At 72.1% G+C, this 26,660-nt stretch carries 17 protein-coding genes; 3 read left to right on the top strand and 14 right to left on the bottom strand.

Going from position 1 to position 26,660, the window contains the following annotated elements:
• Positions 1–383: 383 nt before the first annotated feature.
• Positions 384–2,375, bottom strand: a complete 1,992-nt coding sequence (gene ligA / locus BKA00_RS05490) for an NAD-dependent DNA ligase LigA (protein WP_185023876.1) — start codon at positions 2,373–2,375, stop codon at positions 384–386.
• Between the two features lie 68 nt (positions 2,376–2,443).
• Positions 2,444–4,126, bottom strand: a complete 1,683-nt coding sequence (locus BKA00_RS38140) for a serine/threonine-protein kinase (RefSeq protein ID WP_221493023.1) — start codon at positions 4,124–4,126, stop codon at positions 2,444–2,446.
• 241 nt (positions 4,127–4,367) lie between these two features.
• On the opposite strand from BKA00_RS38140, the gene BKA00_RS40290 reads away from it, so the two are divergent.
• Positions 4,368–9,134: a HEAT repeat domain-containing protein gene (locus tag BKA00_RS40290; protein WP_221493022.1), complete on the top strand. Its 4,767-nt coding sequence runs from the start codon at positions 4,368–4,370 to the stop codon at positions 9,132–9,134.
• Between the two features lie 42 nt (positions 9,135–9,176).
• On the opposite strand, the gene BKA00_RS05475 is transcribed toward BKA00_RS40290, so the two are convergent.
• On the bottom strand, positions 9,177–9,641 hold the full coding sequence (locus tag BKA00_RS05475) for a hypothetical protein (protein ID WP_185023875.1): 465 nt from the start codon (positions 9,639–9,641) through the stop codon (positions 9,177–9,179).
• 231 nt (positions 9,642–9,872) lie between these two features.
• Between BKA00_RS05475 and BKA00_RS05470 the strand changes: the two genes are divergently transcribed.
• Complete coding sequence (locus BKA00_RS05470; protein WP_185023874.1) at positions 9,873–10,979, top strand: epoxide hydrolase family protein; 1,107 nt, start codon at positions 9,873–9,875, stop codon at positions 10,977–10,979.
• Between the two features lie 64 nt (positions 10,980–11,043).
• On the opposite strand, the gene BKA00_RS05465 is transcribed toward BKA00_RS05470, so the two are convergent.
• From BKA00_RS05465 to BKA00_RS05435, 7 genes are read right to left on the bottom strand one after another with little or no spacing between them, the layout of a single operon-like run.
• Positions 11,044–11,418, bottom strand: coding sequence for a 4Fe-4S dicluster domain-containing protein (locus tag BKA00_RS05465; protein WP_185023873.1), 375 nt, complete (start codon positions 11,416–11,418; stop codon positions 11,044–11,046).
• Positions 11,415–12,965: an FAD-binding protein gene (locus tag BKA00_RS05460; RefSeq protein WP_185023872.1), complete on the bottom strand. Its 1,551-nt coding sequence runs from the start codon at positions 12,963–12,965 to the stop codon at positions 11,415–11,417. The genes BKA00_RS05465 and BKA00_RS05460 overlap by 4 nt, the downstream gene beginning before the upstream one ends.
• The gene (locus BKA00_RS05455) at positions 12,962–13,933 is read right to left on the bottom strand and encodes an ABC transporter substrate-binding protein (RefSeq protein WP_185023871.1); all 972 of its coding nucleotides are present in this window, start codon (positions 13,931–13,933) and stop codon (positions 12,962–12,964) included. The genes BKA00_RS05460 and BKA00_RS05455 overlap by 4 nt, the downstream gene beginning before the upstream one ends.
• A gap of 35 nt (positions 13,934–13,968) precedes the next feature.
• A complete protein-coding gene (locus BKA00_RS05450) occupies positions 13,969–14,313 on the bottom strand; it encodes a 4Fe-4S dicluster domain-containing protein (protein WP_185023870.1) in 345 nt (114 codons plus the stop codon).
• On the bottom strand, positions 14,310–15,878 hold the full coding sequence (locus BKA00_RS05445) for an FAD-binding protein (RefSeq protein ID WP_185023869.1): 1,569 nt from the start codon (positions 15,876–15,878) through the stop codon (positions 14,310–14,312). The genes BKA00_RS05450 and BKA00_RS05445 overlap by 4 nt, the downstream gene beginning before the upstream one ends.
• A 16-nt stretch (positions 15,879–15,894) precedes the next feature.
• Positions 15,895–16,713 carry an ABC transporter ATP-binding protein gene (locus tag BKA00_RS05440; protein WP_230298945.1) on the bottom strand — a complete coding sequence of 273 codons (819 nt, stop codon included), beginning with the start codon at positions 16,711–16,713 and terminating at the stop codon, positions 15,895–15,897.
• Positions 16,710–17,558 (bottom strand): ABC transporter permease, encoded by an 849-nt coding sequence (locus BKA00_RS05435; protein ID WP_230298944.1) that lies wholly within the window; start codon positions 17,556–17,558, stop codon positions 16,710–16,712. The genes BKA00_RS05440 and BKA00_RS05435 overlap by 4 nt, the downstream gene beginning before the upstream one ends.
• Positions 17,559–18,253: 695 nt before the next feature.
• On the opposite strand from BKA00_RS05435, the gene BKA00_RS05430 reads away from it, so the two are divergent.
• Positions 18,254–18,463 carry a DUF397 domain-containing protein gene (locus BKA00_RS05430; RefSeq protein WP_185023868.1) on the top strand — a complete coding sequence of 70 codons (210 nt, stop codon included), beginning with the start codon at positions 18,254–18,256 and terminating at the stop codon, positions 18,461–18,463.
• Positions 18,464–18,549: 86 nt separating this feature from the next.
• Here BKA00_RS05430 and BKA00_RS40765 read toward each other — a convergent pair whose 3' ends face one another.
• The 4 genes from BKA00_RS40765 to BKA00_RS05410 form a co-directional block, all read right to left on the bottom strand.
• Entirely contained in the window at positions 18,550–18,762 is a 213-nt protein-coding gene (locus BKA00_RS40765; protein WP_420829711.1) for a DUF397 domain-containing protein, read from the bottom strand.
• Between the two features lie 345 nt (positions 18,763–19,107).
• A complete protein-coding gene (fxsT, locus tag BKA00_RS40285; protein ID WP_268248229.1) occupies positions 19,108–23,598 on the bottom strand; it encodes an FxSxx-COOH system tetratricopeptide repeat protein in 4,491 nt (1,496 codons plus the stop codon).
• The gene (locus tag BKA00_RS05415) at positions 23,595–24,704 is read right to left on the bottom strand and encodes an AAA family ATPase (RefSeq protein ID WP_185023865.1); all 1,110 of its coding nucleotides are present in this window, start codon (positions 24,702–24,704) and stop codon (positions 23,595–23,597) included. The genes fxsT and BKA00_RS05415 overlap by 4 nt, the downstream gene beginning before the upstream one ends.
• A 219-nt stretch (positions 24,705–24,923) precedes the next feature.
• Positions 24,924–26,501, bottom strand: a complete 1,578-nt coding sequence (locus BKA00_RS05410) for a VMAP-C domain-containing protein (protein ID WP_185023864.1) — start codon at positions 26,499–26,501, stop codon at positions 24,924–24,926.
• Between the last annotated feature and the right edge of the window lie 159 nt (positions 26,502–26,660).

Below are 26,660 nucleotides of genomic sequence, written 5' to 3'. Positions count from 1 at the left end.
CACCTGAAGTGCGAACCCGTTGGCCCGGATGTCGTTGACAGTACAGATCAGGACCGACATTTCCGCGAGGAGACCATCTGCGTTGGAAAGCGGGCGAAAGCAGTCCCGCCGCCAGGGCGAAGCCTCAACCAGCCCGACCGCTGCCGTGGAGCGGGTCCCAGGAATGCATAACGCGAGCTTTCCCAGAACCAATGAGCCTCCTTGCGCCCGGGGCCGAACGTGAGCGCGCCGGATGCTGCGCGCGGCCGCCCCGTTCGCGGGAGGCCGGTGCGCGCGCCGCGGTGCGGCCGGCAGGACGGCGCAGGGTTCGGCCGCGCAGTCATTACCGCGCGGCCGAACCGCGGCGGTGTGGCGGCCGGGCCGCCCTGGTCAGCCGGCTGCGGTCAGATGACGCCGGCTTCGGCGAGCCAGCGCCACAGTTCGTCCTGGCGGACGACGGTGACTCCGAGCTTTTCGGCCTTGCCGGTCTTGGCGGCGCCGACGTTGGCTCCGGCGAGCAGGTAGTCGGTGTTGGCCGAGACCGATGAGGCGGTCGTCGCGGCCGCCTGCTCGACCAGGCGCGTGACGTCCGGACGGCTGATCTTCGCGCCCGAGCGCGGGTCGGTGAACGCGCCGGTGATGACGACGGACCTTCCCTTGAGCGGCGAGTCGCCCGCGGCGGCCGTGTCGACCGGCCGGTCCTCGGCCAGGACGTCGAGGTTCACGCCGCGCTCGCGCAGCGCGGCGATCTCCTCCCGGACCTCCGGGCGGGCGAAGAAGGCCACGATGCTCTCGGCGGCCTTCGGCCCGATGTCGCGGATCGCCACCAGGTCTTCGGCGGTCGCCGCCGCGACGTCCTCGACGCGCTCGTAGCCGGCCAGGCACAGGCGCTTGGCCGTGCCCTCGGAGGCCATCGGGATCGCCAGGCCTATCAGCGCGCGGCGCAAGCCCACGTCCTTGGAGGACGCGATCGAGTCGACCATGTTCTGGGCGCTGACCTCGCCCATCCGCTCGTAGCCGAGCAGCTGCTCGGTCGTGAGGTCGTAGAAGTCGCTGCGGCGCTTGAGCACGCCGTCCTCGGCGAGCTTCTCGATCCAGACGTCGCCGACGCCCTCCATGTCGGCCGCCTGGCGCGAGGCCCAGTGCATCAGCCGGCGCGTCGCCTGCGCCGGGCACTGCAGGTTCACGCACCAGCGCTCCTCGCCGGTGCCGCGGACCTCCAGTTCGGACTCGCACGACGGGCAGTGCGTCGGCGGGACGATCTCGACCTCGCTCCCGTCGCGCATCTCCGGCAGCGAGCGGCCCGCGAAGGGGATCACGTCGCCGCGCCGCACGACCGCCACGGTGTCGCCGATCCGCAGATCGCGCTCGCGGATCAGCCGGGGGTTGTGCAGGGTGATGTTCTCCACCGTCACGCCGCCGACGAACACCGGCGCGACCTTCGCGCGCGGCGGGACGCGGCCGATCTTGCCGACCGGCCACTGGACCGCCAGCAGCGTCGTCAGCTTCTCCTCCGGCGGGTACTTGAACGCGATCGCCCCGCGCGGCTCGGCGCTGTTGAAACCCGCCGCGTCGAACGCCGCGGGCTCGTGCAGCCGCACGACCGCGCCGTCGATGTCGTAGTCGAGATCGTCGCGGCGGCCGCCGATCTCATGGATCGCGTCGATGACCTCTTCGGCGCCGGTGCCGACGTACTGGGCGACCGACTCGAAGCCCGCCGGGACATCGATCGCGTCGCCGCCGCGGTCGGCGCCGAACGCGAAGAACCGCAGCACCCGCTTGGCCTGCGCGGCCGCCTCCGGGTCCTTCAGCACCAGCGTCCCGGCGGCTCCCGAACGCGGATTGGTCAGGATCCGCTCCGGGTGCGCCTCGTTGTAGGCCGCCCACACCGACCTCAGCATCACCGCCTCGCCGCGGACCTCGACGCGCCCGGGCGCGTCGATCTCGGCCGGCAGGCCCGGGATTACGTGGCGGACCTTCTCGGTCACCAGCTCGCCGACGGTGCCGGTGCCGCGCGTGGCCACGTAGTCGAGCCTGCCGTCGGTGTAGACGACGCTGAGCGACAGCCCGTCGAGCTTCTCCGACACGCGGAAGACCTGGCCGCCGAACCGTTCGCAGAACGTGCGGATCTGCTCCTCGCTCGTCGCCTTGGCCAGCGAGAGCATCGGGCGGGCATGGCGCACGGTCGGGCCGGTCAGCTCCGCCGGCGCGTTGACCTTGCCGAGCGGGCTGTCGGCGGGCTCCAGCTCCGGATGCTCGGCGACGAGCGCCGCCAGCTCGTCCTTCAACGCGTCGTAGTCGGCGTCCGGCAGCGGGCTGTCGCCGGCGCCGTAGTACAGATCGTTCAGTCGCTTGACCTGTGCGGTCAGCTCGGCGATGCGCTCTCCAACGTCCACGCCTCGATTAAACGCGATGCCACCGACAGGCGGCCGCCCCCTCCCCCGCCCCGGGCGCGCTCTCCACGTCAGACGACGATCTCGGCGCAGAGGACGCCTCGCCGGAAGTCCCATGTCAGCGAACCGCGAGGGCATCTGCTCTTGTGGTAGCCGGTGAAGCGGAGGACGTGGGCGTATTCGTTCGGGAGGCCGCTCTTGCCGCATCTCCACGAGGTCATCAGACCGTAGCCGCTGATGGCCGCCGAGCCCGGCCTGCTGCCCCTCTTGCCCAGGAAGCACTCGCCCTTCCTGAACCGCCGCTCTACGCAGAGATAGTTCTTGCGGCCTTCGTGGGCGGGGGACTCCCAGTACGATTCGCCGTCGAGCGGCTTGGATCCGCACGCACTGCCCGTCTTCTCCACCCCGGTGACCCTCAGGTAGGCATCGCCGTTCCCGCAGGAGACCGCGCGGGGCATGTCCCCGAGCCACCCGCCGGGGTTCCAGGGGTTACCGGACGCGTTCAAGCAGTCGTTGACCGAGATGTCGTCGAACGCCTTCCAGGTCCGGTCGGGGGTCGGACTCGGCCGGTCGGCGATCTCCTCGCCCGTGATGCCGGTCGAGCGGCTCCTCGGTGAAGTCGACGCGGCGTCGCCGTTGTTCGATCCTTCTGAGCCTCCGTTGCCGGCGACGATGAGCAGGGCCATGAGCACGACGCCCGCGACCCCGGCCAGGACCACGGCGGCCGGCCTGGCCGGTGGACGCTCTTTCGGACGCCCTCCCCGTACCGGCGCCGGGCGCGGCGACGGCGGGCGCCGGTCCGCAGGTGGCTGGGCCTGCACGTCCTGCGGAGGGCTCGCCCCGTGTTCGCCCGTCCCGGCCTTCCCCGTGAAGACCTCGGTCTCGGCCACCCGCGAGGCGATCATGGTGGTGAACGTGTCCGGCAGGGGCATGCCCTCGTCCGCGACGAGCGCGGAGCAGCGGTCCAGGAACTCCCCGGTCGCCGGGCGGCGGCCCGGCTCCTTCTCCAGACCGGCCGCGATCAGGGGTCTCAACGACGCCGGGACGCCCGCCAGGTCGGGGTCCTGGTGGCGGACCCGGTAGCCGAGGGCCTCGGGCGGCCCCTCGCCGAAGGGGTGGCGGCCGGTCGCGGCGAAGGCCAGCACGGCCGCCAGGCAGAACACGTCGCTGGCCGGTTCGAGGTCGCCGCCCAGGAACTGCTCGGGCGACATGTACCCGGGCGTGCCCACCAGGGTCAGGCTCTGGGTGGGCGCGTCCATCGCCCGCGCTATGCCGAAGTCGATGATCCGCGGCCCGTCCTGGGCCAGCAGCACGTTCCCCGGCTTGAGGTCCCGGTGGATCACGTTCCGCTCGTGGACCGCCCGCAGCCCTTCGGCGAGCCCCGCGCCGAGCGCCGCCACCGAGATCTCGGGCAGCGCGCCGTTCTCGTCGACGGCGTCCTGCAGCGACGGCCCGGCTATGTACTCCGTGACCAGCCACGGCGGGTCGGCGTCGGAGTCGGCGTCGATCACCTGCGCCGTGTAGAAGCCCCTGATGCGGCGCGCCGCCGCGATCTCCTTCGTGAACCGGCGCCGGAACACCGCGTCGCCGGCGAAGTGGGGGTGGACGACCTTGACCGCCACCAGCCGCCGGCCCTGGGACCGGCCGAGATAGACCTGCCCCATCCCGCCCGCTCCCAGCCGCGCCAGCAGCCGGTACGGCCCCACCCGTTCCGGATCGGCGGCCCCGAGCGTCCTGAGTCCCGTGCCGGACATCCCACCTGCCCCAGATTCGTCAAGCGCCATCGTCTGTTCGAGGACGGGCCCTGCCCGAGGGTGATCGTCCGGTTGAAGCGCCGCAGCGCGACCCCTGCGTCCTCACCTGCCTGGGCCTTGGCCATTCTGCGCAGCGGCCATCATTGATCACAGGCGTTACACGAGGTCTTTGTAGACGGATCGCACGTTCCTGGCTCAGCGGGGTTCTCGATGAAGACCTCGCTACGCTTGGCGTCGATCCGTGATCTGCTGGAGTTGGGAGCGCATGACGTCGGCCGACGATCCCGTCCTCACCGCCATACGCTGCGCCGACGCGGACGGGCTCGCGGCCGTCCTCGATCCGCTGGAGTGCTCCCCCGCCGTACTGCGGCTTCTTGTCGGGCACGAGGATCCACGCCTGCGGGACCTGGGCCTCGTGTGCCTCGCCGAACGCCTTGAGGCGGGGCGAGACGAGGACCGTTCCGAGCTGGCCGAGTTCGCGGCGGCCCTGCCGGGCTCACCCGGTGGTTCACCGGAGGCGTCGTTGGCCTTGGCGCGCCTCCGTCTCCGCCTGCGCTCCCACGTGCGGTCCCGGTCCTGGCCGCGGTGGCGGGAGGCGGATCTTCCGGCCCGGGTACGGATCGCCTGGCTGACCGCCGAGATCGCCGACCGCCCGGAGACGGTGCGGGACGAGCCCCCGGGCGAACTGCTCTACCAGGCCGTCCGCGGGATCGGCGCGACCGACGTCGACGGACCCGAGAGCCTCGCCCGGGAGCTGCTGGGAGGGGCCGACCCCGTGTTGCGGTCGGAGGCTCTGCGAATCGCTCGCGAGGCCCTGCACGCCGGGCTGCTGGCACCGCGGCGAGCCCGGGCCCTCGTGGTGGAGCTCGCCGGGTCGATCGCCGGGGAACCCCCCACGACCGTGGCCGCGGCAGGCGTCGCCGCCGCGGCGCTGCGTGAGCTGTCCGAGCCCTGGGCGGCGCTGGATCCGCTGCCGCGGGAGCACCTCTGCCGCTTCCTCGAAGCCGGGCCTGGCGGTGCCGGCTCCGCGGTGGCCGCCGCGGCGATCGAGGCCGCGGCCCGCCATGGGCATCAGGACCTGCTCCTCGACGTGGCCGCCGATCGGGACCGGCCCCCGGGGCTCCGGCAACGGGCGCTGGAGCTGCTCGGAGACCTCGCGGGCCGCGACGACATCGCCGGTCTCGTGAGCGTCGCCGCCACCGACCCGCTCCTGCTCGCCGGGCCGGTCATCCGGTGCCTGCGCGGGCTGCACCGGCGCGGGCACTTCCCGGCGGGCGGCGCCGCCCCGGCGATCGTGCGCCTGGCCGTCGCCGACCACTCGGTGCCCGCGGACGAGGTCGCGACCATCCTGTTCACGTCCCGGCACGAGACACTCGAAGAGCTGATCGACGCGGCGCCGGACGATCCGCACTGGCCGCGGCGGCTGGAACTCCTGGTCGCTCTGGCCGCCCAGGGCACCGGGACTCTGCCGGTGGGTGAGAAGGTCACCGGCCTGCTGCGCTCCGCGCCGGACGCCCGGCCGTTCCTGCGGGCGATCCGCGCGCTGCGCCATACGGCCGCCGAAGAGGCCGTCATCGCCGCGCTGCCGCGGTCGCCCGCCGCGGCGGTCGAGGCCCTCGAAGCCGTGGGCGGAGCCCGGGCGGTCGCAGCCCTGCGAGACGGTCTGGGCCTGGACGTGCCCGACGGCGGCGGCGCTGTCGCGTCCTACCTGCGGCCCGTACGCCATCGGGCCCTGGAAGTGCTGTGGCATCTCACCGAGGACCCCGACCGGCGGAGGTCGATCCTGGTCCGGCTCGACCCGCGGGATCTGCCCCGCCGGATCGCCGCCGATCTCGGCGGACCGGACGAACGGGAACTGGCGCTGCTCCGCGCGGGCCTCGACCCGGACGCGCCCGCCGCCGCCCTGTGCAGGCTGGCGCGAAACGCCGGCTCCGGCACAGTTCCGGCCATCGCCGACCTTCTGCTGCGGGTCGTGTCCGATCTCGCGGCGTCCTGGGCGCCGGGCGCGTCCGGGGACGCCGGCGAACCGGCGGTGCCGCAGGAGGTCGTCGCGGCCCTCCGCGACCTCGGCCGCCGACTCCACGAGAGAGGAAGGATCAGGCCGCGCTGCCTTCTGGACGCCGCGGACGCGCGGGAGGCCGGCGACGCGCTCGTCGCCGGCATCACGCTCGATCTGCTGGACCGCCCTGACCTGGCGGCGGCTGAACAGATGGTCCTGCTCAGCCTCCTCCTGCAGACGTCCTACCGCGGAATCCGATCACGGGTGCATCCGCTGCTGCGCCACAGTGACCGCCATGTCCGCAAGCACGTGATCGCGCTACTCGCCCGCGACGCGGACGGCGGGGACGCCCAGGCGCTGTCGGCGAGCCTGATCCCGCTCGCCACCGCCCCCGATGCGCAGACCGCGCGGCAGGCGCTGCTCGCGCTCGGGCACGCGCGCGCGTGCTGGGCCGCGGCGGCGATCGCCGCCCGCCTCGACCACCCCAACATGAACGTCAAGAAGACCGCCGCGAACGCGCTGATCCACGCCGGGGCGCCCGCGGCGGTGCCGAAGCTGCTGTTCTGGCTCGGCAGGCACGACAACCCCGGCCTGCGCACCGCGCTCGTCGAGGCATTGCGGGCGATCCTCGGCGACGCCTACGCCGCCACCGTCGTCGCCGCGGCCGACCACGCCGCCGACGACCGCACCCGTGCCCTGCTGCTCGCCGGACTCGACCGCGCGCTGTCCGCCCGTGCCGTCGGCGCCCTCGCCGACCAGGGGTCGCCGGCCGGGCGGGCCCTGCTCTCGCTCGTCGCCGCCCGCCGGCTCACCCTCGGGGCGGGCGCGGTCGCGGAGCTGACGGACCGGATGGCGGCCCGCGGCATCACGCAGCCGAGCCGTCAAGGACGCCCGGCCGCCCGGACGGACGCCGAACTCGACGCCCTGGCGGACCGCGGCTGGAACCCCGAGATCGCACGGCGCCTCGCGGAGAGGTTCGATCGGGATTCCGGCGAGCCGACCGCCGAACGGCTGAGCCGGCTCCGGCCGATGCTGGAACGCTGGCTGGAACTGGCCGCCGACGAGCCGGAGCGGCGCGGCCGAGTCCTGCGGCTCACGTTGCGGCTCTGCCCACCGCCGTGGACGTCCGGTGAGACGGAGGCCTTCACCCGGTCGGCACGGACGCTGGTGGCGGGGCTGGCCGACGTCGGCGGCGCCCACCGCGGCCGTCTTCTCGCGCTCCTTGAGGACACGGTCGCGCGCCTGTCCCCCGCCGGCAGGGTCGACCTCACCGCGCGGATTCGCGCGCTTCCGCGCGAGGCCGCGGGAGGCCGATCCATGCTGGTGCTGCTGCGCCGGTGCGGCGCGGTGCTGACCCGCGCCGATCTCGGGCGGGCGCTGGCCGCCGCCCGAGCGGGGGCGAACCCGTGCCCGGCGGAGGCGGAGGTGTTGCGGGAGGCGTTCGGGCTGCCGGAACCGGTCACCGCCGCCGCACCGGGCGGCCGCGCCGAGACGTCCGGGCGTGCCGCCGTGGGCCGATGGCGGGACGATCTCGCCGCGGCCGCCCGCACGCCCGGCGCCCTCCGGCGGTTCCGCGTCGCGGACCGGTCCGGCGGCCTCGGCGACCACCCGATCGGTTCGCGGGACCGGCTCGACGCGCTGATCGGCGTTTTCGTCGGCGCCGACGCGGAGGTCCGCGAGCATCTGCTGGACTGGATGGTCGAGCTGCAGCCCCTCGACGCACCATCGTGGACGATCGCGGAGGACGCCCACCGGCCCGCGTCGAACGACCGCGCGTCCCGTCCCGGCGATCGCGGCCGGCCGCGTTCGGCGGCGTCGCTCGGGCGTCTCCTGAGGCTGCTGGAGGATCCCGCGCAGGATCAACGCGAAGCCGCGGCCCGCGCCCTGCTGAGCCGGCCCGAGCCCGAGTTCCGCCTCACGGTGCTGCGTGCCTTCCTCGACGGCCGGGTCGACCTCGCCGTCTCCACGGACCTCGCGCAGGCCCTGACGCTTGTGAGCGAGACCGAACTGCGCCAGGCCGGGGACCGCGGCTCTGACGGCGACGCGATGCGCGAACGGATCGCCCGCCTCGCCTCCCATCTGGACCCCTCGGACGTCGAACGGTTCGTCCCGTTGTTGTCGGCATGGTGGGAGCACGGCGGGTCCTCCCTTCACGCCTCAGCCGGTCGAGCCTTGCGCAGGGCGAATCCCGACGTTCTGGCCGAGGCCCTGTCCAGCCGTCTCGAAAACGGAGATTGGGGCCTGCTCGATCTCGTCTCCGGCGTCGCGTTGCTGCGCACCCCCACGTTGGTGCGGGCCCACCGGCGGCTACGCGAGCAGGGACGCCACGACCTCGCCACCAAGATCATTCTGGTGGACGGACCGCTGCGCGCCCCCGACGCGGCCGAACGGGACGACGCGGCCCTCTCGGCGCTTCGGAGCCGGACCCGGGTCCCGGAAGCCGCGCGGCCGTCCCGAGCGGAGCTGTTCCGACTGGCCCGCACGGGCGGGCCCGAGCAGATCCGCCGGGCGCTGACCCTGCTCGCCGAGCGTCACGAGGACGATCCCGCCCACATGCGCCGGCACGGCGCGGACCGGCTCTCACACCCCGATCTCGAGCTCAGGGAGCTGCTCGCCGAGTCTCTCGGCCATCCCGAGGCCAGAGTCCGGCTGCACGCCCACCGGATCTCCCGCAAGGTGATGGACCGCGAGGACTACCTCGACCACACCTTGCCGCTGCTGGACGACCGGCAACCCGACATCGTGCGCTCGGCGGTGAAGACCCTGTGCCACGCGGCGTGGAAGCCGGCCGTCCCGGCACTGGTCGGCCTGCTGGCGCACTCCCACCCGGCCGTCCGGAGGGCCGCCTCCGACGGGCTCGTCCTCCTCGGGGCGCCGGCGATCCCCGCCCTCAAGCACACCGCCGGAAGGGCGCGCCCCGACAAACGGCACCTCTACACCACCGTGCTCGAAAGAATCGCAACGGCAGAGGACGGGGCGGCCGGAGCGGCCGCCGGACATCCGGGGTGATGGCCGTGAACTCGTGGAACACCGCCGCGCCTCGCCCGGTCGCTACCGCTGCCGCATCCAGCGTTCGCTCTTGCGCCATCCCTCCCGGCAGGCGGCCAGGAAGGCGTCGCGTCCCGCCGGGAACGACCCGCCTCCCTCCACGCCCTGCCGGTAGGACTTCTCACAGAAGTCCGACGGAGCGTTCTCGCCCATGGTGACGCGCATGCCCGCGGCCATCTGCGCCATCGTCGTGAACGTGTAGCGCTTGCCGTCCGGGTCGATCATCACGATCTGCTTGCTGTTGGTGACCTTGGGGTCGGACGGCGTGGCCCGCGTCGGGGCCGGCTTGGCGCTTGTGGGCGGCGCCGCTGGGGGCGTCGCCGCCTGTGCGGTGCCCGCGGAGGGCGTGCCCGATGCGGGCGTGGACGAGGGGCCGGCCGCCGGGTTGTCGCCGTCGCCGTCGCACGCGGCGGCGCCGATGAGGAGCAGGCCGCTGACGGCCAGGCGGATCGCGATCGTCTTGGTCACGGGGAGCTCCGGGAAGAGGTGACAACGGACGGACACTGAAAAAACACGCGTCTGTCTGATTGCGCCCGAGCGTGAAAGGTTCGCACCGTCTCGATCGAGGTAGAGCCACTCCCCTCTTCGATCTGGAGGAGCCGGGTCGCCGCAAATTGTTGGCATAACCAACGAGTTCGGATACGATTGGGTCTACCAACGTTGGCATCGCCAACGATATGGCGAACCCGGGAGCACAGCATGATCAAGCCGTTCCGCATCGACGTCCCCCAGGCCGACCTCGACGACCTGGCCGACCGGCTCTCCCGCACCCGCTGGCCCAACGAGGTCGCCGACGCCGGGTGGGACTACGGCTTCCCGCTGGCGCGGCTCAGGGAACTGGCCGAGCACTGGCGCACCGGCTACGACTGGCGCGAGCACGAGGCGCGACTCAACGAGCTCCCGCACTTCACCACCGAGATCGAGGGGCAGAACATCCATTTCGTCCACGTCCGGTCGCCGAGGCCGGACGCGCTCGCGCTGGTCCTCACCCACGGCTGGCCCGGTTCGTTCCTGGAGTTCCTCGACGTGGTCGAGCCGCTGTCCCGCGACTTCCACCTGGTGATCCCGTCCATCCCCGGCTACGGCTTCTCCGGCCCGACCCACGAGCGCGGCTGGGACGTCGTCAGGATCGCGCGGGCCTGGGCCGAGCTGATGCGCCGCCTCGGCTACGAGCGCTACGGCGCGCAGGGCGGCGACTTCGGGTCGGGCGTCTCGCTGGCGCTCGGTACCGTGGAGCCCGAGCGGGTCGTCGGGGTCCACGTCAACTACCTGCCGACCCGCCCGGACCCGGACGCCGGCATCGAGCTGTCGGAGTCGGACGAGGCCCGGCTGGACAAGGTCAGGCGGCTGATGGCGAACCGTCCGCCCTTCCAGGCCCTCCAGGCCCTCACCCCGCAGACCATCGGCTACGCGCTGACGGACTCGCCGGTCGGCCAGCTGGCCTGGATCGCCGAGCGCTTCGCGGAGTGGACGGACCCCCGCTCGCAGATCAGCGACGACCGGATGCTCACCGACATCTCGCTGTACTGGCTCACCGCCACCGCGGCCTCCTCGGCGCGGCTGCACCACGACGCCCCGCGGCGGACCGAGCCGTGCCAGGCGCCCATGGGCGTGGCCGTCCTCCCGCACGACATCACGCAGTCGGTGCGGCCGCTGGCCGAGCGGCTGTACGACATCAGGCACTGGTCGGAGTTCGAACGCGGCGGCCACTTCGCGGCGATGGAGGTGCCCGAGCTGTTCGCCGAGGACGTCCGGGACTTCTTCCTCACCCTCGCCAAGGACGACCATCCTGTCGCCGCCCACTAGAAGGTCGCCGCCGACCGCGAACCCCGGTCCCGGAGGTTCGCGGCCGAGCGGCGGCCCGTACGCGTTAGGCCTCCCTGGTGGCCGTGCCCGCAGGTCGGGAGGACGGACTGAGGCGTTCGGTGAAGATGTGGTTGCGGTCCACGCGGCTGCCCGGGGTGCGGCCGCCGCCCCAGCCGACGATGCGCCGGTAGTCGCCGAACGCGTCGGCCAACGCGCCCTCGTCGGTGTGGCGGGAGCCCTCCGGGGCCGGGCCGGTGAACGGCGCGACGTAGAGGGCGTCCGTCGGGCAGTGGGCCTCGCACATGAAGCAGGTCTGGCAGTCGCTCTGCCGGGCGATGACCGGGACCCCGTCCGGGCCCCGCTCGAACACGTCCGTCGGGCACACCTTCACGCACACGTCGCACCGCACGCAGCGCGCCGCGCTCACCACCTCGATCATGCCGGCGCCTCCTCGGGCTCGACGGCCGTCCATGGCTCGTCCAGGCCGCCGACGAGGCGCCGGTGCTCGTACCGCGGCAGTTGCGGAAGGTTCTCCAGCCGGTGCATGCCCCGGGACTCGGGACGGGCCAGAGCGGCGCGGTAGCTCCACCGGGCGTGCGCCGTCATCGCCGCCGCCGACCTCGCGCGGAGGCGTTCGCGGCCGGTTCCGGCGATGCCCTGGGACGTGATCCGCTCCCATAGCGCGTCGAGGGAGGCCAGGGAGCCGCGAAGCCCGTCCCGTGTCCGGAAGAGGTTGCGGTCGAGCGGCAGCATCTCGTCCTGCACTGCCCGGATGACGGTCGCCGCGTCGAGCAGTCCGGGCCGCAGGCCGGCGCGCCCGGCGGGGACGGCGTGCGGACGCGCCCGCCCCACCGCGAACCCGGCCGCGCCGCGGCCGGCCCAGGTGCCCGATGAGATCGCCCATGCCCCGTTGTAGGCACCGCCCCCGCTGACCGCGCCGGACACCAGCTCCCGCGTCGCGACGTCACCGGCGGCGTACAGGCCGGGGACGGTCGTCGCGCAGTCGTCGCCGGTGATCCGCAGGCCGCCCGTCCCGCGGACCGTGCCCTCCAGCACCATGCGCAGCTCGTACCGGTCGCGGAAAGGGTCGATCCCCGCCTTGTCCAGTGGCAGGAAGTAGTTCGGCTGCGCGTGCCGCATCGCCTCGTGGAGCCGCGGGGGCGCCTTGTCCAGTCGCGCGTAGACCTTCTCCCCCGCCGCAAGCCGCTCCGCGACGCGGACCCTGGCGCCGAGCGGATCCGGCACGTCGATCGGGACGCCCTGTTCGGTGTAGTACGTCGCGAACTGCATCATCAGGCCCTTGGTGTGCGAACCGTGCGCCGGGGAGAACGCGTAGGCGCTGGAGAACTCCATGCCCGACAGCTCCGCGCCCAGCTCGGCGGCCATCAGGTGCCCGTCTCCGGTGTCGACGTTGGTACCGAACGCGCCGGACAGGAACGCGCAGCCGCCGGTGGCGAGGACCACCGCGCCCGCGCGGACGGTCCAGGTCTCCCCGCCCTTCTGGCGGGCGATGCCGGCCGCGCCGGCCGCGACGCCCCAGTCGTCGACGAGCAGCCGCAGAGCGGGGTGGTGGTCGAGGATCGTCACGCCCGATCTGTGCACCCGGCGCCGCATCCGCTTCATGTACTCGGGCCCCTGGAGGCTGGCCCGCCGCTCGACCCCGTCCTCGTCGACGGGGAACGGGTATCCGAAGGAGGCGAGGTCGTCGACCCGGCGGTACGTCTCGTCCAGGACGCGCGCCATGGTGCGGCGGTCGGCGAGCCGTCCGCCCTGCTCGAAGCGCTCGCCGACCGCGCGCGCCCGCGCCTCCGCGTCCGGCGGGACGTACCAGAGGTTGTTGCCGCCCGACGCGGTCGGCCCGCTGGTGCCGCAGTAGCCCTTGTCCGCGAGGACGACCCTGGCCCCGGCGCCGGCCGCGGCGAGGGCCGCCCACGCCGCGGCGGGCCCGCCGCCGAGGACGAGGACGTCGGTGTCCGGCCGGTTCACGGCCTGGCCCCGGGCGCCAGCCAGGAGTCGAGCGTGTAGTCCTTCTTGACGAGCGCCTGCTGGACGAGGAACGCCTTGGTCCCTTCGAGCAGCTTCAGCCCCTCCGCCGGGAAGGGCTCGTCGGGCAGCTGGTCCTTCAGCGTCGTCTTGATCGAGATGTCGGCGGCGTATCCGCCGGTCCTGGCCACGTACGCGGTGTAGCCGGGCCAGTCGGCCTTGGCGGCCCGCGCGGCCTCGGTCTCGGCCTTCTGCCACACCCGCACGATGTCCTTGTGTCCCGCCAGGTACTTCTCCGTCACGACGGTGACGGACGTGCCGAGCAGGTCCGGATGGTCCCGGGACGCGATGTCGATCGACGTGAAGCCCTTCTGCTCCTGCGCGACCTGGTCGGCGGAGACCAGGCCGCCCGCGTCGATCGAGTTCTTCTCCAGCGCCGCGATGATCGCCGGCGTGTACATGTGGATGATCTCCTTCGGCCTCACCCCGGCCTGCTCCAGCGCGCCGAGCAGGTAGCGGTGGATGTAGGAGCCGGTCTGGACGCCGATCCGCTTGCCCTCCAGGTCCTTGAGGGACGCGGGCCCGCCGTCCTTCCCGGCGACGATCGCGGCGTCCAGCCGGACGGAGTTGAGCGACAGCAGCCGGGTCGGCAGGCCCTGCCCCCGGCCGATCAGGGCGGGGGTGTCCCCGTACTGGCCGATGTCGAGGGAGCCGCCGGCGAGGGCCTGGTTCAGGTCGGGACCGTTCGGGAACGTCGCGACCTTGATCTTGGTGATGCCGGCGGCCCTCAGCTCCGGCAGCAGCCCGCCGCGCTGGTCGAGGAACCCGACGGCGCGGGTCAGCTTGTTGCCGGCCCCCGCCCCGATCACTCCGATCCGGAGCGTTCCGGAGCCGCTGTCGGCCTCGGAGGAGCCGCACGCCGTCGCGGCGAGGACGAGGAGGCCGGCGGCCAGAACTCGGGGGAATCTCACGTCGTTGCCTTTCATGGGGGTTTGTCGGGTCAGGGTCAGGAGGTGAGGGGGGCGCCCGCCGGGTTCAGCGACGGGCCGATCGCGCGGCCGGCGCCGGGCGTGCGTCCGCGGCCCCAGCCGATCTGCGCCCGGTAGGCGCCGAGCGTCCCGTCCGCGGCGAGCGCCGCCTCGTCCGGGGGCTCCGGCAGCGCGTGCGAGCGCGGGTCGACGAACAGGGCGTCGACCGGGCAGTACGCCTCGCACATGAAGCAGGTCTGGCAGTCGCTCTGCCGGGCGATGACCGGGACGCCGTCGGCGCCGCGGTCGAAGACGTTCGTCGGGCACACGTCCACGCACTTGTCGCAGGCGATGCACCGCCCCCGCGAGACGATCTCGATCACGACGCCACCGCCCCGGTCTCCGGACGCGTCCAGATCTCGTCGAGGCCGCCGGTGAGGAGCCGGCGGTGCTGCGCCGGGTCCTGGTCGGGCAGGTCCTGGCGCTTGTGCATGCCCCGCGTCTCGGTGCGGGTGAGCGCGGCGCGGTACATCCAGCGTGCGTGCGCGGTCATCGCCGCGGCCGACCGCGCCCGGACGACCCCGGCGCCCTCCTCGCGGAGCGTGCCGCGCAGGTCCCGCCACGTCCGGTCCAGGACGTCCAGGGCCGGGGCGAGGCGCCCGCCGTGCCGCAGCAGGTTCTTGTCGTAGGGCAGCACCTCGGCCTGGACGGCGGCGACGTAGTCGGCGTGGCCGCCGGCCGCCGGGCCCTCCGGGCGGACGCCCGCCTCGCCGAGGGCGTGCACGGTCCGCGCTCCGGCCCGTCCGCCCAGTCCGGCGGCGTACCGGGCCGCGCCCTGCCCGGCCCAGGTGCCGGACGACATCGCCCACGCGGCGTTGTGGCTCCCGCCGCCGGTGAAGCCGCCGCAGATCAGCTCGCGGGTGGCGGCGTCCCCCGCCGCGTACAGGCCGGGCACCGTGGTGGAGCAGTCGGCGCCGGTGATCCGGATTCCGCCGGTGCCGCGGACGGTCCCCTCGGCGAGCAGGGTGACGGGGAACAGGTCGGTGAACGGGTCGATGCCCTGCCGGTCGAACGGCAGGAAGAAGTTCGCCTGCGCCAGCCGCATCGCCCGCTGGTCCTCGGGCGTGGCCCGGTCGATACGGCACAGGACGGGTTCGCTGAGCAGCGTCCGGGCGATCACCGATCGTCCCCGCCGGCTGCCCGCACCTTCCAGGACCGTCCCGTCCGCGTGGTAGAAGGTGGCGAACGAGTAGAACGCCGTCTTGGTCACGGACGTGAAGGCCGGGGCGATCGCGTAGGCGTTGGAAAATTCCATGCCGGACAGCTCCGCGCCCGCCTCCGCCGCGAACAGGGCGCCGTCCCCGGTGTTGACGTCGCAGCCCAGCGCCCTGCTGAGGAAGGCGCACCCGCCGGTGGCGAGCACGACCGCGCCCGCCCGGACCCGGAACGGCCGGTCGTCCCGCAGGCGGTACCCGGCGGCGCCGGCGACCGCCCCGGCGCCGTCCGCGAGCAGCTCGGTGACGGGGCTGTGGTCGAGGACCCGCACCCCCGACCGGCGGACCCGCACGCGCATCCGCCGCATGTACTCGGGGCCCTGGAGGCCGCGGCGGATCTGGCGGCCGTCCCCGTCCACCGGGAACGGGTACCTGGAGACTTCGGCGAGTTCGTTCATGTTCGCGTACGTCTGGTCGAGGACGCGGGCCATCCACCCGCGGTCGGCGAGGTACCCGCCGAGCGCCTCGCGCCCGGCCATGGCCGCCTCCCGGGCAGCCGGCTCCGGCTCGACGTACCAGACCCCGGTGCCCGCCGACGCCGTCGCGCCGCTCGTGCCGAGGTAGCCCTTGTCTGCGAGGACGACGTCGGCGCCGGCCTCCGCCGCCTTGATCGCGGCCCACGCTCCGGCGGGGCCTCCGCCCGCGACGAGCACGTCGGCGGTCAGGTCGGTCATGATGCCTCCTTGGCGGTCAGACGGTCCGTCGAGCGGAGCTCGTCGGTTGAATGGCGGTGGGCGGGGGCTGGAGGACGGTCCGTCGAGCGGAGCTCGTCGGTTGAATGGCGGCGGGTGGGGGCTGGAGGACGGTTCGCACTCCGAGCCCGTCGAGCAGGTCGCGCCGCAGCGCGATGAACCTCGGATCGTCCAGCGACCGCGGCCGGGGAAGGTCCACGGCGTACTCCCGCGCGATCCGGCCGTCCGCGAGCAGCAGCGCGCGGTCGGCGAGCAGGAGCGCCTCCTCGACGTCGTGGGTGACCAGCAGCACCGCCGGCCGGTGCTCGGCCCACAGGTCGGCGACGAGCGCCTGGGCGTTGAGCCTGGTGAGCGCGTCCAGGGCCCCGAACGGCTCGTCGAGCAGGAGCAGGTCGGGCGTCCGCACCAGCGCCCGCGCCAGCGCGACGCGCTGGGACTCGCCGCCGGACAGGGTGAGCGGCCACGCGTCGGCGCGGGCCGTCAGCCCGACCTCGGCCAGGGCCGCTTCGGCCCGCGTGCGCAGGTCGCGCCCTCGCAGGCCCAGGACGACGTTGTCCCACACCCGGCTCCAGGGCAGCAGACGGTGCTCCTGGTAGACGACGGCGCGCCGGCCGGGGACGTCGATCTCGCCGCCCCCCTCGCCGTCCAGCCCGGCCAGCGCGCGCAGCATCGTGCTCTTCCCGGAGCCGCTCGCGCCGAGGAGGGCGACGAACTCGCCGGGCGCGATGTCGAGGTCCACGCCGTCCAGGACGGCGCGCTCGCCGAACACCCGCCGCAGCCCGCGGACGCGGACGCCGCCCGCAACCGTCGCCGTCATCGCGCCACCAGCCCCCTCCGCCACGCCAGGGCGCGCCGCTCGACGAGCCGCACCAGCAGGTCCGTCGACACGCCGAGCAGCGCGTACACCACGAGCACCAGGAAGACCGTCTCCATCTGCAGGAACTGGGTGGCCTGGTTGATGACGAAGCCGATGCCGCTGGCCGTCGCGGACTGCTCCACGACGACGAGCGTCAGCCAGGCGACGCCGAGCGACAGGCGCAGGCCGACGAGGATCTGCGGGAGCGCCCCGGGCAGGATGACCTTCCGGATGAGGCCGAGGCGGCCGAGCCCGCAGGTGCGGGCCGACTCCACCAGCCGCTCGTCCACGCCCCGGATGCCGTGGAACACGTTGATGTAGAGCGGGAACACGACGCCGACCGCGATCAGGCCGACCTTGGACGTCTCGCCGATCCCGAACCAGATGATGAACAGCGGGACCAGCGCGAGGTGCGGAAGCATCCGGACCGCCTGGACCGGGGCGTCGATGACGTCCTCGCTGATCCTGAACAGCCCGGACAGCAGGCCGAGGACGAGCCCCGCGGGCAGCCCGACCGCCAGGCCCTTCAGAACCCGCGCCAGCGAGACCCCGAGGTTCTGGAACAGCTCGCCCGACGAGGCCATCTCCCAGCCGCGGACGGCGACGTCGCTGAGCGGCGGGGTCGTGCTGCCGAGCCAGCCCGCCCGGGCGCCCGCCTCCCACAGGGCGAGGACGACGACGAGCCCGCTGACCTTGCGGGCCCGGCGCAGCAGGGACAGCAGCACGGCCCCGGAACGGGCGGCGGCCGCGGGCCGCGCCGCTTCGGGAATCGCGGAGCGGGGCGGATCGAGCAGATGGGTGGACACGGGGCACCTCCGGAAGAGGGGAACGGAAGGACGGCGGCAGGGGGCTCGGCCGCGGGAGGGCAGCCGGTGTGAGAGGGGGGGTCGCCGGTCAGTGGCGTCGGAGCACGAAAGAGCGGCTCAACAGGACGCGCTGCACACGCGAAGGAGGTCGACGTGGCGCCTCGCCACCAGGACCTTCGCTGCGTTCATGCCCACAGCATGCACTCGGCATCCGCCCCTGTGAAGCCCCCAAGAAGCCGCCTCCACCTGCGAAGACGCCCACACGAGGCCAACTTTCCGACAAAACCTACCGTTTTACCTGGGAATACTCCGGAGACGCCGCCGACCGCGAACCGCCGCAACGGTTACGCAGATCACACCGGTGGAGCGGTCACACCTCTCCGGAGGCACGCCCGACGGGCCGGACCGGCAGATGCGCGCACCCGCGGCCGGCATGCCCGAGCACGCCCCGCCGACCAGGGCGCCTGAACACCCCGACCGAGAAATGCAACTTCGCTCACCGTTTGCCTTTTAGTCTAAATGCTGACTATAGGCCCTTTGTCAGATATAGCCGTTATTGTGCGCTCTTGAATTCGAACTCGGATCGACGAGAATACTCGATCCATGCGGTAGATTAATTCCTACCAGGTGTCATGGGGAACGCCCATGCGCACTTCCTGGCGGCGTCGAAAACAGTTCACAAGGAGCATTCACTCATGACTCACACTAATGCGTCCGCGCCGGTCTGGAGGAAGAGCAGCCGGAGCAGCGACCCCGACCTCGCGGTATGCGTGGAAGTGGCGTCCATCGGCAGCGTCCGCGCCATCCGCGACTCCAAGGACCCTGAGGGCCCGCGGCTGTCACTGTCCATGGACTCCTGGCGCACGTTCATGGACGCGGTCAAGTCAGACGGCTTCCAGGCCTGAGCAGACGCAAGGGGGCGCGGATCCCGCAGCGGGCCGCGCGAGCGGCACCCGTGGCCGCCGCGCCTCCGACCAGTGCCGCCGTCACATCACCGCAGGTCGAACGCTCCACTCTTGATCTCTTCCAGCATCCTGCGCAAGACGGACTTGGGGAGGACGATGGTCGTCCGGCGAGGGTTCTTGGTGTCCCGGATGGCTCCGCACGAGGCGGAGACCGCAATGGAGACGCATCCCGTCCCATCCGAGCCAGATCGCCTGCTCTTGCGCCAAGACGCCTTGTTCCAGTCTCCTTGACCGCCCATTACCTCTTCCGTCCTGCAGAGCATCGCAGCGGTTCTCAGCGAGAGAGGACGGCGGTGTCCGCGAGCCCGATCCCTCGGCGGCCGGATCGGCTGGATTCCCGCGACGCTCACGTGGTCGCCGACAATTACCGAAGATAAACAATCCGTGCGGGCACAGAAATTCGCTCCCCTACTATACGTGGGGAGCTTACCTGTGTCTAGATCAAGAACTAAATGTCTCGGCACCAGGAAAGACTGACCACCGGCCTTTATCCCTACCCAACTTGACCGGCATTGAAACAGGTTCCGGTAAGAGGCCGTCCGCCGCGAGGCCGCCGCTTTCCCGGGCACCCGTTCGGTTTCCGATCAGACCGGAATCGGATAGATATCGCAGTCGGCGCGGGCCCCCTCCTGCGCGGCGATGGTGGCCGGATGCTGCGGTCCGTGCACCCTGCGCATGCCGTCGATGGCCCGCGCCGTCAACGCGTCGGCCTCCTGCTCCTCGCCCAAGGCGCGCAGATCGAGCCCGAGGTTGAACAAGCATGCGAGCGCGGTGGGATGCTCCTCTCCGAGAACGCGGTGTGCCCGTTCCAGCGTGTTCCGGTCCCTCTCCATGGCCTCGTGGAAATTGCCGATCGCGTAGTGGTCGCTCGCCAGGTTGATCGCGCAGACGATGCTGCGCGGGTGATCGACATCGAGAACCCGGGTCAGGACCTCCAGCGCCGCCTCGTCCAGCTTCTTGGCCTCTTCGAGCTGCCCGTTCAACCGCAGCGCGACCGCGAGATTGACGTTGGCGCTCGGCGTGTTGGGGTGGTCGGGGCCGAACATCCGCATGAAGTTCTGCGCCGTCACGCGCGCGAGGTGGATCGAGTCGCCGAGCCTGCCGACCTGGCGCAGATTCACCGCGTGGTTCAGCGCCGCGGAGATCGAGCCGGGGTGGTAGCCCCCGTACCGCTCGTTGTAGCGTTCGAGCGCCTCGGTGGAGAGGTCGAGCGCACGTTCGTGGTCACCGGCCTTGCGCTCCATGACGGAGAACGACGTCAGGCTCTCGGCGAGGCCGGCGAAGCTGCTGCCGAAAGCGGACTCGAGACGCTGCGCGTGCTGCCGGGTGAGCTCCCTGGCCACGTCGAAGTGACCCAGCTCCATCTCGTCCACGGCGATCGCCGCCAGCGACGACAGGGTCCGGCCGTGGTTCTCCCCGAAGATATTGATCAGGTGCCGATAGGTCTGCCGGTCGAGATCGCACGCCGCCTGGAAAGCGCCGTTGAGCCGAAGACTGATCGCGTAGAGGTGCGCCTGCTGCAGCGTGATCGGGTCGTCCTCGCCGTACATGCGGCGCAGTGCCTCGAAGGAGCGCTTGTCGTCAGCGAGAGCTTGCTGAAACTGCCCCAGATAACGCAGGTCGACCGTCACGAAGCGCTGCGCCTCGATCGTGCGTTCGTCATCCACACCGTGCGCTTCAGCTCGCAGGTCGCGAACTCGGAGATGATGGCTGTACGCCTCCTCGAACCGCCCGTGCAGGCGCAGGGCGCGGCCGAGGTGGAGCATGGCCTCCTGTGTCTGCTCGTCGCCCTCGCCCAGCGTCTCCGTCCAGGTCTTGACCGCGGACTCCGCCAGTTCGAGGAAACCTCGGTGGTCGCCCCACTGGAAGAGAAAGTCGATCTCGTTGAGGACGAGCCGGCGCGTCCAGGGGTCGTCGAAGCCGACGATGCCCGAGTAGTGGACGTGCGGCAGCAGGTCGGCGTAGCGCCGCCAGTTGGCCGGCAGCGCCGGGTCGCGCGGATCGAAGTTGGCCATCAACTGGTAACCGCATCGGCGCAGTTCCTCGGCCTCCTCCGGAGGGATCTGCCCGACGAGGACCCGCTGCACCAGGCGGTGCAGCATGATCGTGTTGTGCTTGTGGCTGATCTTGGCCAGCGCGTAGCGGTTGATCGCGCGGATCGCGCGCCCTCGTCTGACCGGGTCCCCCAGGGCCTCGATCAGCTCGCGGGGACCGTCGACGTTGCGCGCGCCCGACAGCATCCGCAGCGAGATGGGCTCCGGTGCGAAGAACGCGCAGACCTGGAGCAGCTGCAGCGCCGCGGGGTCGCTCGTCCGCAGCCGGTCCAGCGAGACGTTCCAGGCCGCGGCGACCGGCAGCTCGTTGGCCATCAGCGCGGCGTCCGCCAGCAGCTCGGTCGCCTTCTCGTGCTTTTCCCGGAAGAGCTGCAGGTACTCGTCGACCGGCATGCCGGTCTCGGCGAGCCAGACCCCGGCCTGGGCGATCGCCAGGGGAAGGTCGCCCAGCACCTCGGCGAGCTCGTCCGCCTCGGGGTCGGCGAGTTCGGGCCCCCGGAGGCGGAGGAGCGCCTTGCTCTCCTCCCGGGCGAAGACGTCGACCTCCAGTGAGTTGGCGACCTTGGTCCACTCCTGGTTGCGGGAGGTGACGAGGATCTTGCCCGGGCCGTTGGTCGGGAAGAAGTCGCGGACGTCCTGCAGTTCCTCGGCGTTGTCGAAGACCAGCAGCCAGTTGCGGTAGGGGCGGCCGAGGCGCAGCGCCTCGCGGACGGCCGGCACCGCGACGTTCACCTCCTGGCTGACCGGCAGGTCGAGCTCGGCGGCCAGCTCGGCGAGGTCCTGCTGGATCTGACCGGGCCGTTCCGATCTGACCCACCAAATAACGTCATAATCCGCCATATGGCGGTAAACATATTCAATGGCTATCTGGGACTTGCCGACCCCGCCCATTCCATGCAGCGCCTGGGGCAGGACAGCCGTCGTTCCCTGGGAAAGCCGCTCATGCAATTGCTCCAGCAGCTCTTCCCGCCCGGTGAAACTGATGTTCTGGGGAGGCACGTTTCCCCAGACAGGCGGCGGCTCGTCCGCCTTGCGCCCGACTTTCTCCGGGATATCTCGAACTGTCACACCAACTCCAAGGTGGGGGGCCTTGACAATGTCTCCAGGTGTGGTGAGCGCGTCGAGAGCGGCGATGTCCAGCGACTGCATGGAGCCAGTCCTTCCCGCATCCCGCACGGCTCTATCCTGTGTACGTTCATAGAAGTGGTCAACCCGGCCGCGGAGCTCGGCGTCCAGCGCCTTCGCCGGCCTGAGATAGGGGCCCGCGAGGGCCTGGAAAACATGAAGGACCGGAACGGCGAACGGCACGAGCTCAGCGGTCAATTCCGGTATTTCACCCCGCTCAGGGGCGGTGACCAATCCGGCCAGATCGCGGAGCCCGGCGACGCGGTCGCCCAGGTGCCGGGCCACCGTCGTCAGCACCCGGGTCGTGTCGGAACGGCGTCCCCCGGCGAGGAGTTCGTCGCGGACTCCCGGAGCGAAGTCGAAGACGACCTCGTCCCGCGCGTCGGCCGCCGGCCCCGGCTCGGGCCCGACCCGGTGCAGCAGCCCGCTGCCGACCAGTTCGACCAGGTCCGAGGGCCGCGACTCCGGGAGCATGGTGCGCTGCACGAGCCGCATGACGGGAGCGTTCAAGGGCGCCGCGGCCAGGTGCACCGCCAGCGCGTACACGGTCGGGCTGACCGCGGCGCGGAACCGCCGGACCCTCTCGGACGCCGACGCCTCCGAGGGCGGGGCCTCCTCGATGTCCGCTGTGTCCGGCGCCCAGGAGGGCTCCGGGGGCGCTCCGCAGACGGCGACCGCGCCGTACCAGTCACCACGGCGCGCCGCCGCGAAGCCCGCCCAGCCGGCGAGCTGCCCCGGATCCAGCTCGATCACGGGCACATGGACGTGCGATCGATCCGCGCGCCGGGGCTCGGCGGCGGGGTCGCCGAGAAGCGGTGCGGCGGGGTAGCGCGCTCGGTAGAGGCGGTTGGCGATCGCGGGTCGCGCCGCGTAGAGCTTGGCGGGCCGGGTGGTGAGGCCCGTGCGCCGCCACTGGCGCCGGGCGAGCAGATTGATCACCACGATCGGGGCCTGCCGACCCCACCGGGCCAGCAGTCGCTGGGCGGCGCCCGAGTGCCAGGCGTCTCCGATCCCGTCCGTCAGCACGAAGATGAGCCGCCGGTCGCGGCCCCCCCGGGAGGTGAGCCCCTCGGCCGGGCGCGCGGCGGCCAGCGGACCCGGCTCGCGCAAGGCCAGCGGCCCGCTCTCGCCGGTCTCGGTGTCGGTGTCGGTGTCGAGCAGGTGCGTACGGATCATCCCGAAGGCGCCGACGGCCCCGAGGCAGTCGATGAACCGGTCGGTCGTCGGCCGGTTGAGCGCGGCCAGGCGCCCGTCGTCCACGACGACGTCGAGATCGAGCCACCGTTCGGGGACCGGACGCGTCTGGGGCAGCCAGAGTCCGTCCTGGGCGGCGCGGATCGCCGTCGCCTCGTCGTCCAGTTCCACATCGCCCCGGCGAGACTCGACCGCCCGTTTGAAAGGGCGGAGCGCCTGTTCGAGGCGGCGGCGATCGGTCAGGGGCCGCACTCCGGCGAAGGGGTCGCTCCGCACGGGGAAGAGGAGGCGAGTGGGCGCGGCGTGTCCGTTCAGCCCGGCCGCCCGGTGCTGCGGCGGATCCGGTGGGCTTTCGCCTCCGGGCGTCTCGAGACCCGACGCCGGCGCCGTCCCGGCCGCACTGGGCGGCGACGCCTGCCCCGCACCGGTCGAGGAGTCGCGCGAGACGCCGTCCGGGCCGTCGCCCTCTGGAGGCTCGGCGCGATCGGCGGCGGTGGAGGCACCGGTCGCGGACCGCCGGTGCTCCGTCCGGGGTACGCGCGCCTCGGCAGGCTCGCCCGCGCGGCCCGCCGCCTGGGCGGCCGCGTTCATCTGCGCGGCCAACCAGATGGCGTCGGAGACCTGGTACCAAACGGGAGGACCGGCCGGGGCGTCGGAACGTCCCGCGCCTCGCGCCGGTGGGTCTCCGGTCCGCTCGCTCACTCAGGCGCCACTTCCAACCGCTGCCAGATGAGATCCAGCAGCCGTTCCCAGCCGGTGTCGGGATCCCGCGCGCCGGAGGTGGCGAGGTAGACGGCGTTGAGCAGCTGGTCCGCAGCGAGCCCGCGGTGGTTGCTGCGGTGCTCCAGGAAACTGCGGACCAGCCGCCGGGTCCGTTCGTCGGACCGCTCGGCGAAATGCGCCGCCACCATGTCGGCGAGCCGCGTCTCGTCGGGCTCTCCCATCGAGAACTGCAGGCACCGGCGCAGGAACGCGGGCGGGAACTCCCGCTCGCCGTTGCTGGTGATCACCACGATGGGGAACGCCCGGCACCGCACTCTTCCCCGCACGATGTCGGCCGTGCCGTCAGGATCGGCGGTGTGGACCTTCACCACGGGTTCGCGGGCACTCACGCGGAACAGTTCGGTGATTCCGTATTCGCCCTCCTCTAAGACGTCGAGAAGGTCGTTCGGTAGGTCTATGTCGCTTTTGTCGAGTTCATCGACGAGCAGGACCCGCGGCAGCTCATAGGGCAGCAGCGCGGTGCCCAGCGGGCCGAGCCGGAGGTAGTGCCCCACTCCGGCGTCGGACAACGCGGCGACGTCCGGATCGCCCTCGACCGGCGCCTCCGGTAACCCCCCCGCCTGGCGCGCGAGCGTCCTGCGGCCGGTCGCGGCGTCCTGCGCCCGTCCGATCGCGTCGTATTCGTAGAGCCCGTCGCGCAGCGTGCTCCGGCTGCCGATGGGCCAGCGCAGCACCCGGCCGAGGCCCAGTTCGCGGGTGATCCGGTAGGCGAGGGTCGACTTCCCGACGCCCGGATCCCCGGTGACCAGAAGCGGCCGTCGCAGGAACAGCGCCGCGTTGACGGCGTCGACCTCCGCGGGGTCTGCCGGGCGCGGCCGCGCGCTGACGGGACCGAGCCTGCGGACGAGGTCGCGCTCGTCGCCGGGCGGTGGTGGGAGCGTCGGACCCCCGTCGAAGGCGCGCCACGGGGGCGGCGGGGGCAGCTCCTCGGCGAACCGTCCGTCCGGCAGGGGGCGCCCGGTGCCGCGATAGATCCACCATGCGGCGCGAGCGTCCGGGGCGACGTCCCCCGGATCGGCGGACATGGGCGCGTCACGAGGGTAAGGGACCTCGGGCGGCTCGTCAGCGGCCATCGACGACGTCCCCTTCTGGTGTGGCTATAGGTTCTTGCGATGGAAGATCGAACTCGGGCAGAACCGGTGAGGGCCACCTTAGGTCGAGCATCCCCTTCGGGGCGAGGATTCGCAAGACTCGCTGGGTCCGCGAACGACGTTGTGGCCCTACCAGTCACATCGCGTCAAACGTCACATCCGCGATGCAGGAGCCCGAAGTGCACTGGCATCGTCCAGGAAGTGATTCGGGTCATCCCATAGGAGGGTTAGTTCCAGCGCGGAGCGACCATTGCGGTCATCGGACGGCGTGTTTCCACGGAGCCGTCTGATCTCGGTCGGCAGGGCTCTGATGTCGGGACGGTCGACGACCTGCCGCACCGCCTCCCGCATTTCCGGGGCGAGCCGTTCCGCCCTGTGCCAGAGCACCACGGGCACCCCCGCGCGCAGCGCCTTCCAGAGTTCGCTGCGGCCGGGCTCGCGATCGGGCGGACCGCTCAGCACGCACGCGACGATCTCGCGGCGGCTCAGGAGCCGATCGCCCATCGGACGCGGATGGGCGGGCTCCCCCGGAGCGGCCCAGTAGGTGAGGCCGTCGACGGCGTCGACGAGCACCTGCCAGCGCTGGCGCCAGGCGCGGTGGAAACCGAACGCGCGCAGCCTCTCCTGGCTCCGGACGAGGATCTCGTACTCCGCGCCGAGCGGCGGCGGATCCGGCATCTCCGACGCATCGCGTGTCCACTGGTCCACATCGAGGTTGATCATGTCGAGCGGCAGCACGAACTCCAGCACCAGGGAGTCGTCGAGGTCGTAGGCCCAGCCGCGCTCGGCCTCGTGGATCAGGGCACCGACGCGCTCACGCACCGAACTCATGGGGACCAACTCGTCCTCCCCCGGCTCAGGGCGCCATTCGAGCGGGTGAATCTGCCGCCAATGCGAGAGCCGGAACACGACCTCGTCCTCGACGAGATCCGGGAGCGGTTCGAGCTGGATGATGAGGTAGATGGGCTTGTCGGCACGCGTCGCAAGCACCCCGGAACGGTCGCGCATACGATCGAGGTAATCGGCCTGGGCGACGTCTCCCGCGCCGCGCAACTGCTCGGTCTGCAGGGCCAGCCACTCGCGCAGCCTTTTGAGCCGCCACGCCTCCTCGGTCCCCGCGCTTCCCGCGGTCTGGCGCGTCTGCATCGTCTGGAGCAGCATCGCGACGAATATCAGGTGCGGAGAGGGCTTCCCGGAGGCGGTGTTGTGGTCGAGCAGCGCCGAGAACGCGTCCCAGGCGTCGGTGAGTCGGAACGGGACGGTGGCGATGCTGTTTCCGGTGGCGGCCACGTAGAGGCGAGTGAGGGACGGTATCCGCAGGCCGGTCAGCAGGTCCTCGATCTGGGTCTCGACGACCGGCTCCAGGTGGGCGCGGACCGGGCTCAGCATGCGCTTCAGGTGCGCCACGGCCGCGGTCGGGCCGGCCACGAACTCGATCGCGCGGACCAGCAACTGGAGCCCGTCGGGTATTTCCCGGCAGGCGAGCACGAGGTGGTAGAGGTAATACCTCGGCTGCGGCAGATCCGGCAGCAGCACCGGTGCGCGCACGTGCTCGCTGATGTAATGCAGGACGATGGAGCGGGCGGTGGCCTCCCGCATATCCGGTATGTCCAAGAGCAGCGCGACGATGTCGGCGGTGGTCTGCTCCGCGAGGACCTGCTCCTGCGCGTGCCCCAGCGACAGCGGAGCCGACGGCACCAGGGCGGGCCACCTCGACTCCTCGTCCGCCATGCTCCGTCACCGCCTCCCCGCCCCCGGCCGTTCCGCCAGTCAATGTAGGCCGCGACCGCCCGGTCGTTCTGCGTCGCCGGACACAATGGGATTTACCACACCCCCACAAGGGGCGCCCATTCGCTGGAGCGGTCGATCGGAACCCTACTTGCCGGAGTG

Source organism: Actinomadura coerulea (assembly GCF_014208105.1).
GTDB lineage: Bacteria > Actinomycetota > Actinomycetes > Streptosporangiales > Streptosporangiaceae > Spirillospora > Spirillospora coerulea.
Note: the sequence above shows the minus strand (reverse complement) of the source record. Positions and strands in the feature narration are given on the sequence as shown.

Coding starts and splice junctions, on each gene's coding strand:
- BKA00_RS05410 (WP_185023864.1), bottom strand. CDS start 26,501: ATGGCGGACGAGGAGTCGAGGTGGCCCGCCCTGGTGCCGTCGGCTCCG.
- BKA00_RS38140 (WP_221493023.1), bottom strand. CDS start 4,126: ATGTCCGGCACGGGACTCAGGACGCTCGGGGCCGCCGATCCGGAACGG.
- BKA00_RS05470 (WP_185023874.1), top strand. CDS start 9,873: ATGATCAAGCCGTTCCGCATCGACGTCCCCCAGGCCGACCTCGACGAC.
- BKA00_RS05445 (WP_185023869.1), bottom strand. CDS start 15,878: ATGACCGACCTGACCGCCGACGTGCTCGTCGCGGGCGGAGGCCCCGCC.
- BKA00_RS05440 (WP_230298945.1), bottom strand. CDS start 16,713: ATGACGGCGACGGTTGCGGGCGGCGTCCGCGTCCGCGGGCTGCGGCGG.
- BKA00_RS05465 (WP_185023873.1), bottom strand. CDS start 11,418: ATGATCGAGGTGGTGAGCGCGGCGCGCTGCGTGCGGTGCGACGTGTGC.
- BKA00_RS40765 (WP_420829711.1), bottom strand. CDS start 18,762: ATGGGCGGTCAAGGAGACTGGAACAAGGCGTCTTGGCGCAAGAGCAGG.
- BKA00_RS05430 (WP_185023868.1), top strand. CDS start 18,254: ATGACTCACACTAATGCGTCCGCGCCGGTCTGGAGGAAGAGCAGCCGG.
- BKA00_RS05415 (WP_185023865.1), bottom strand. CDS start 24,704: ATGTCCGCCGATCCGGGGGACGTCGCCCCGGACGCTCGCGCCGCATGG.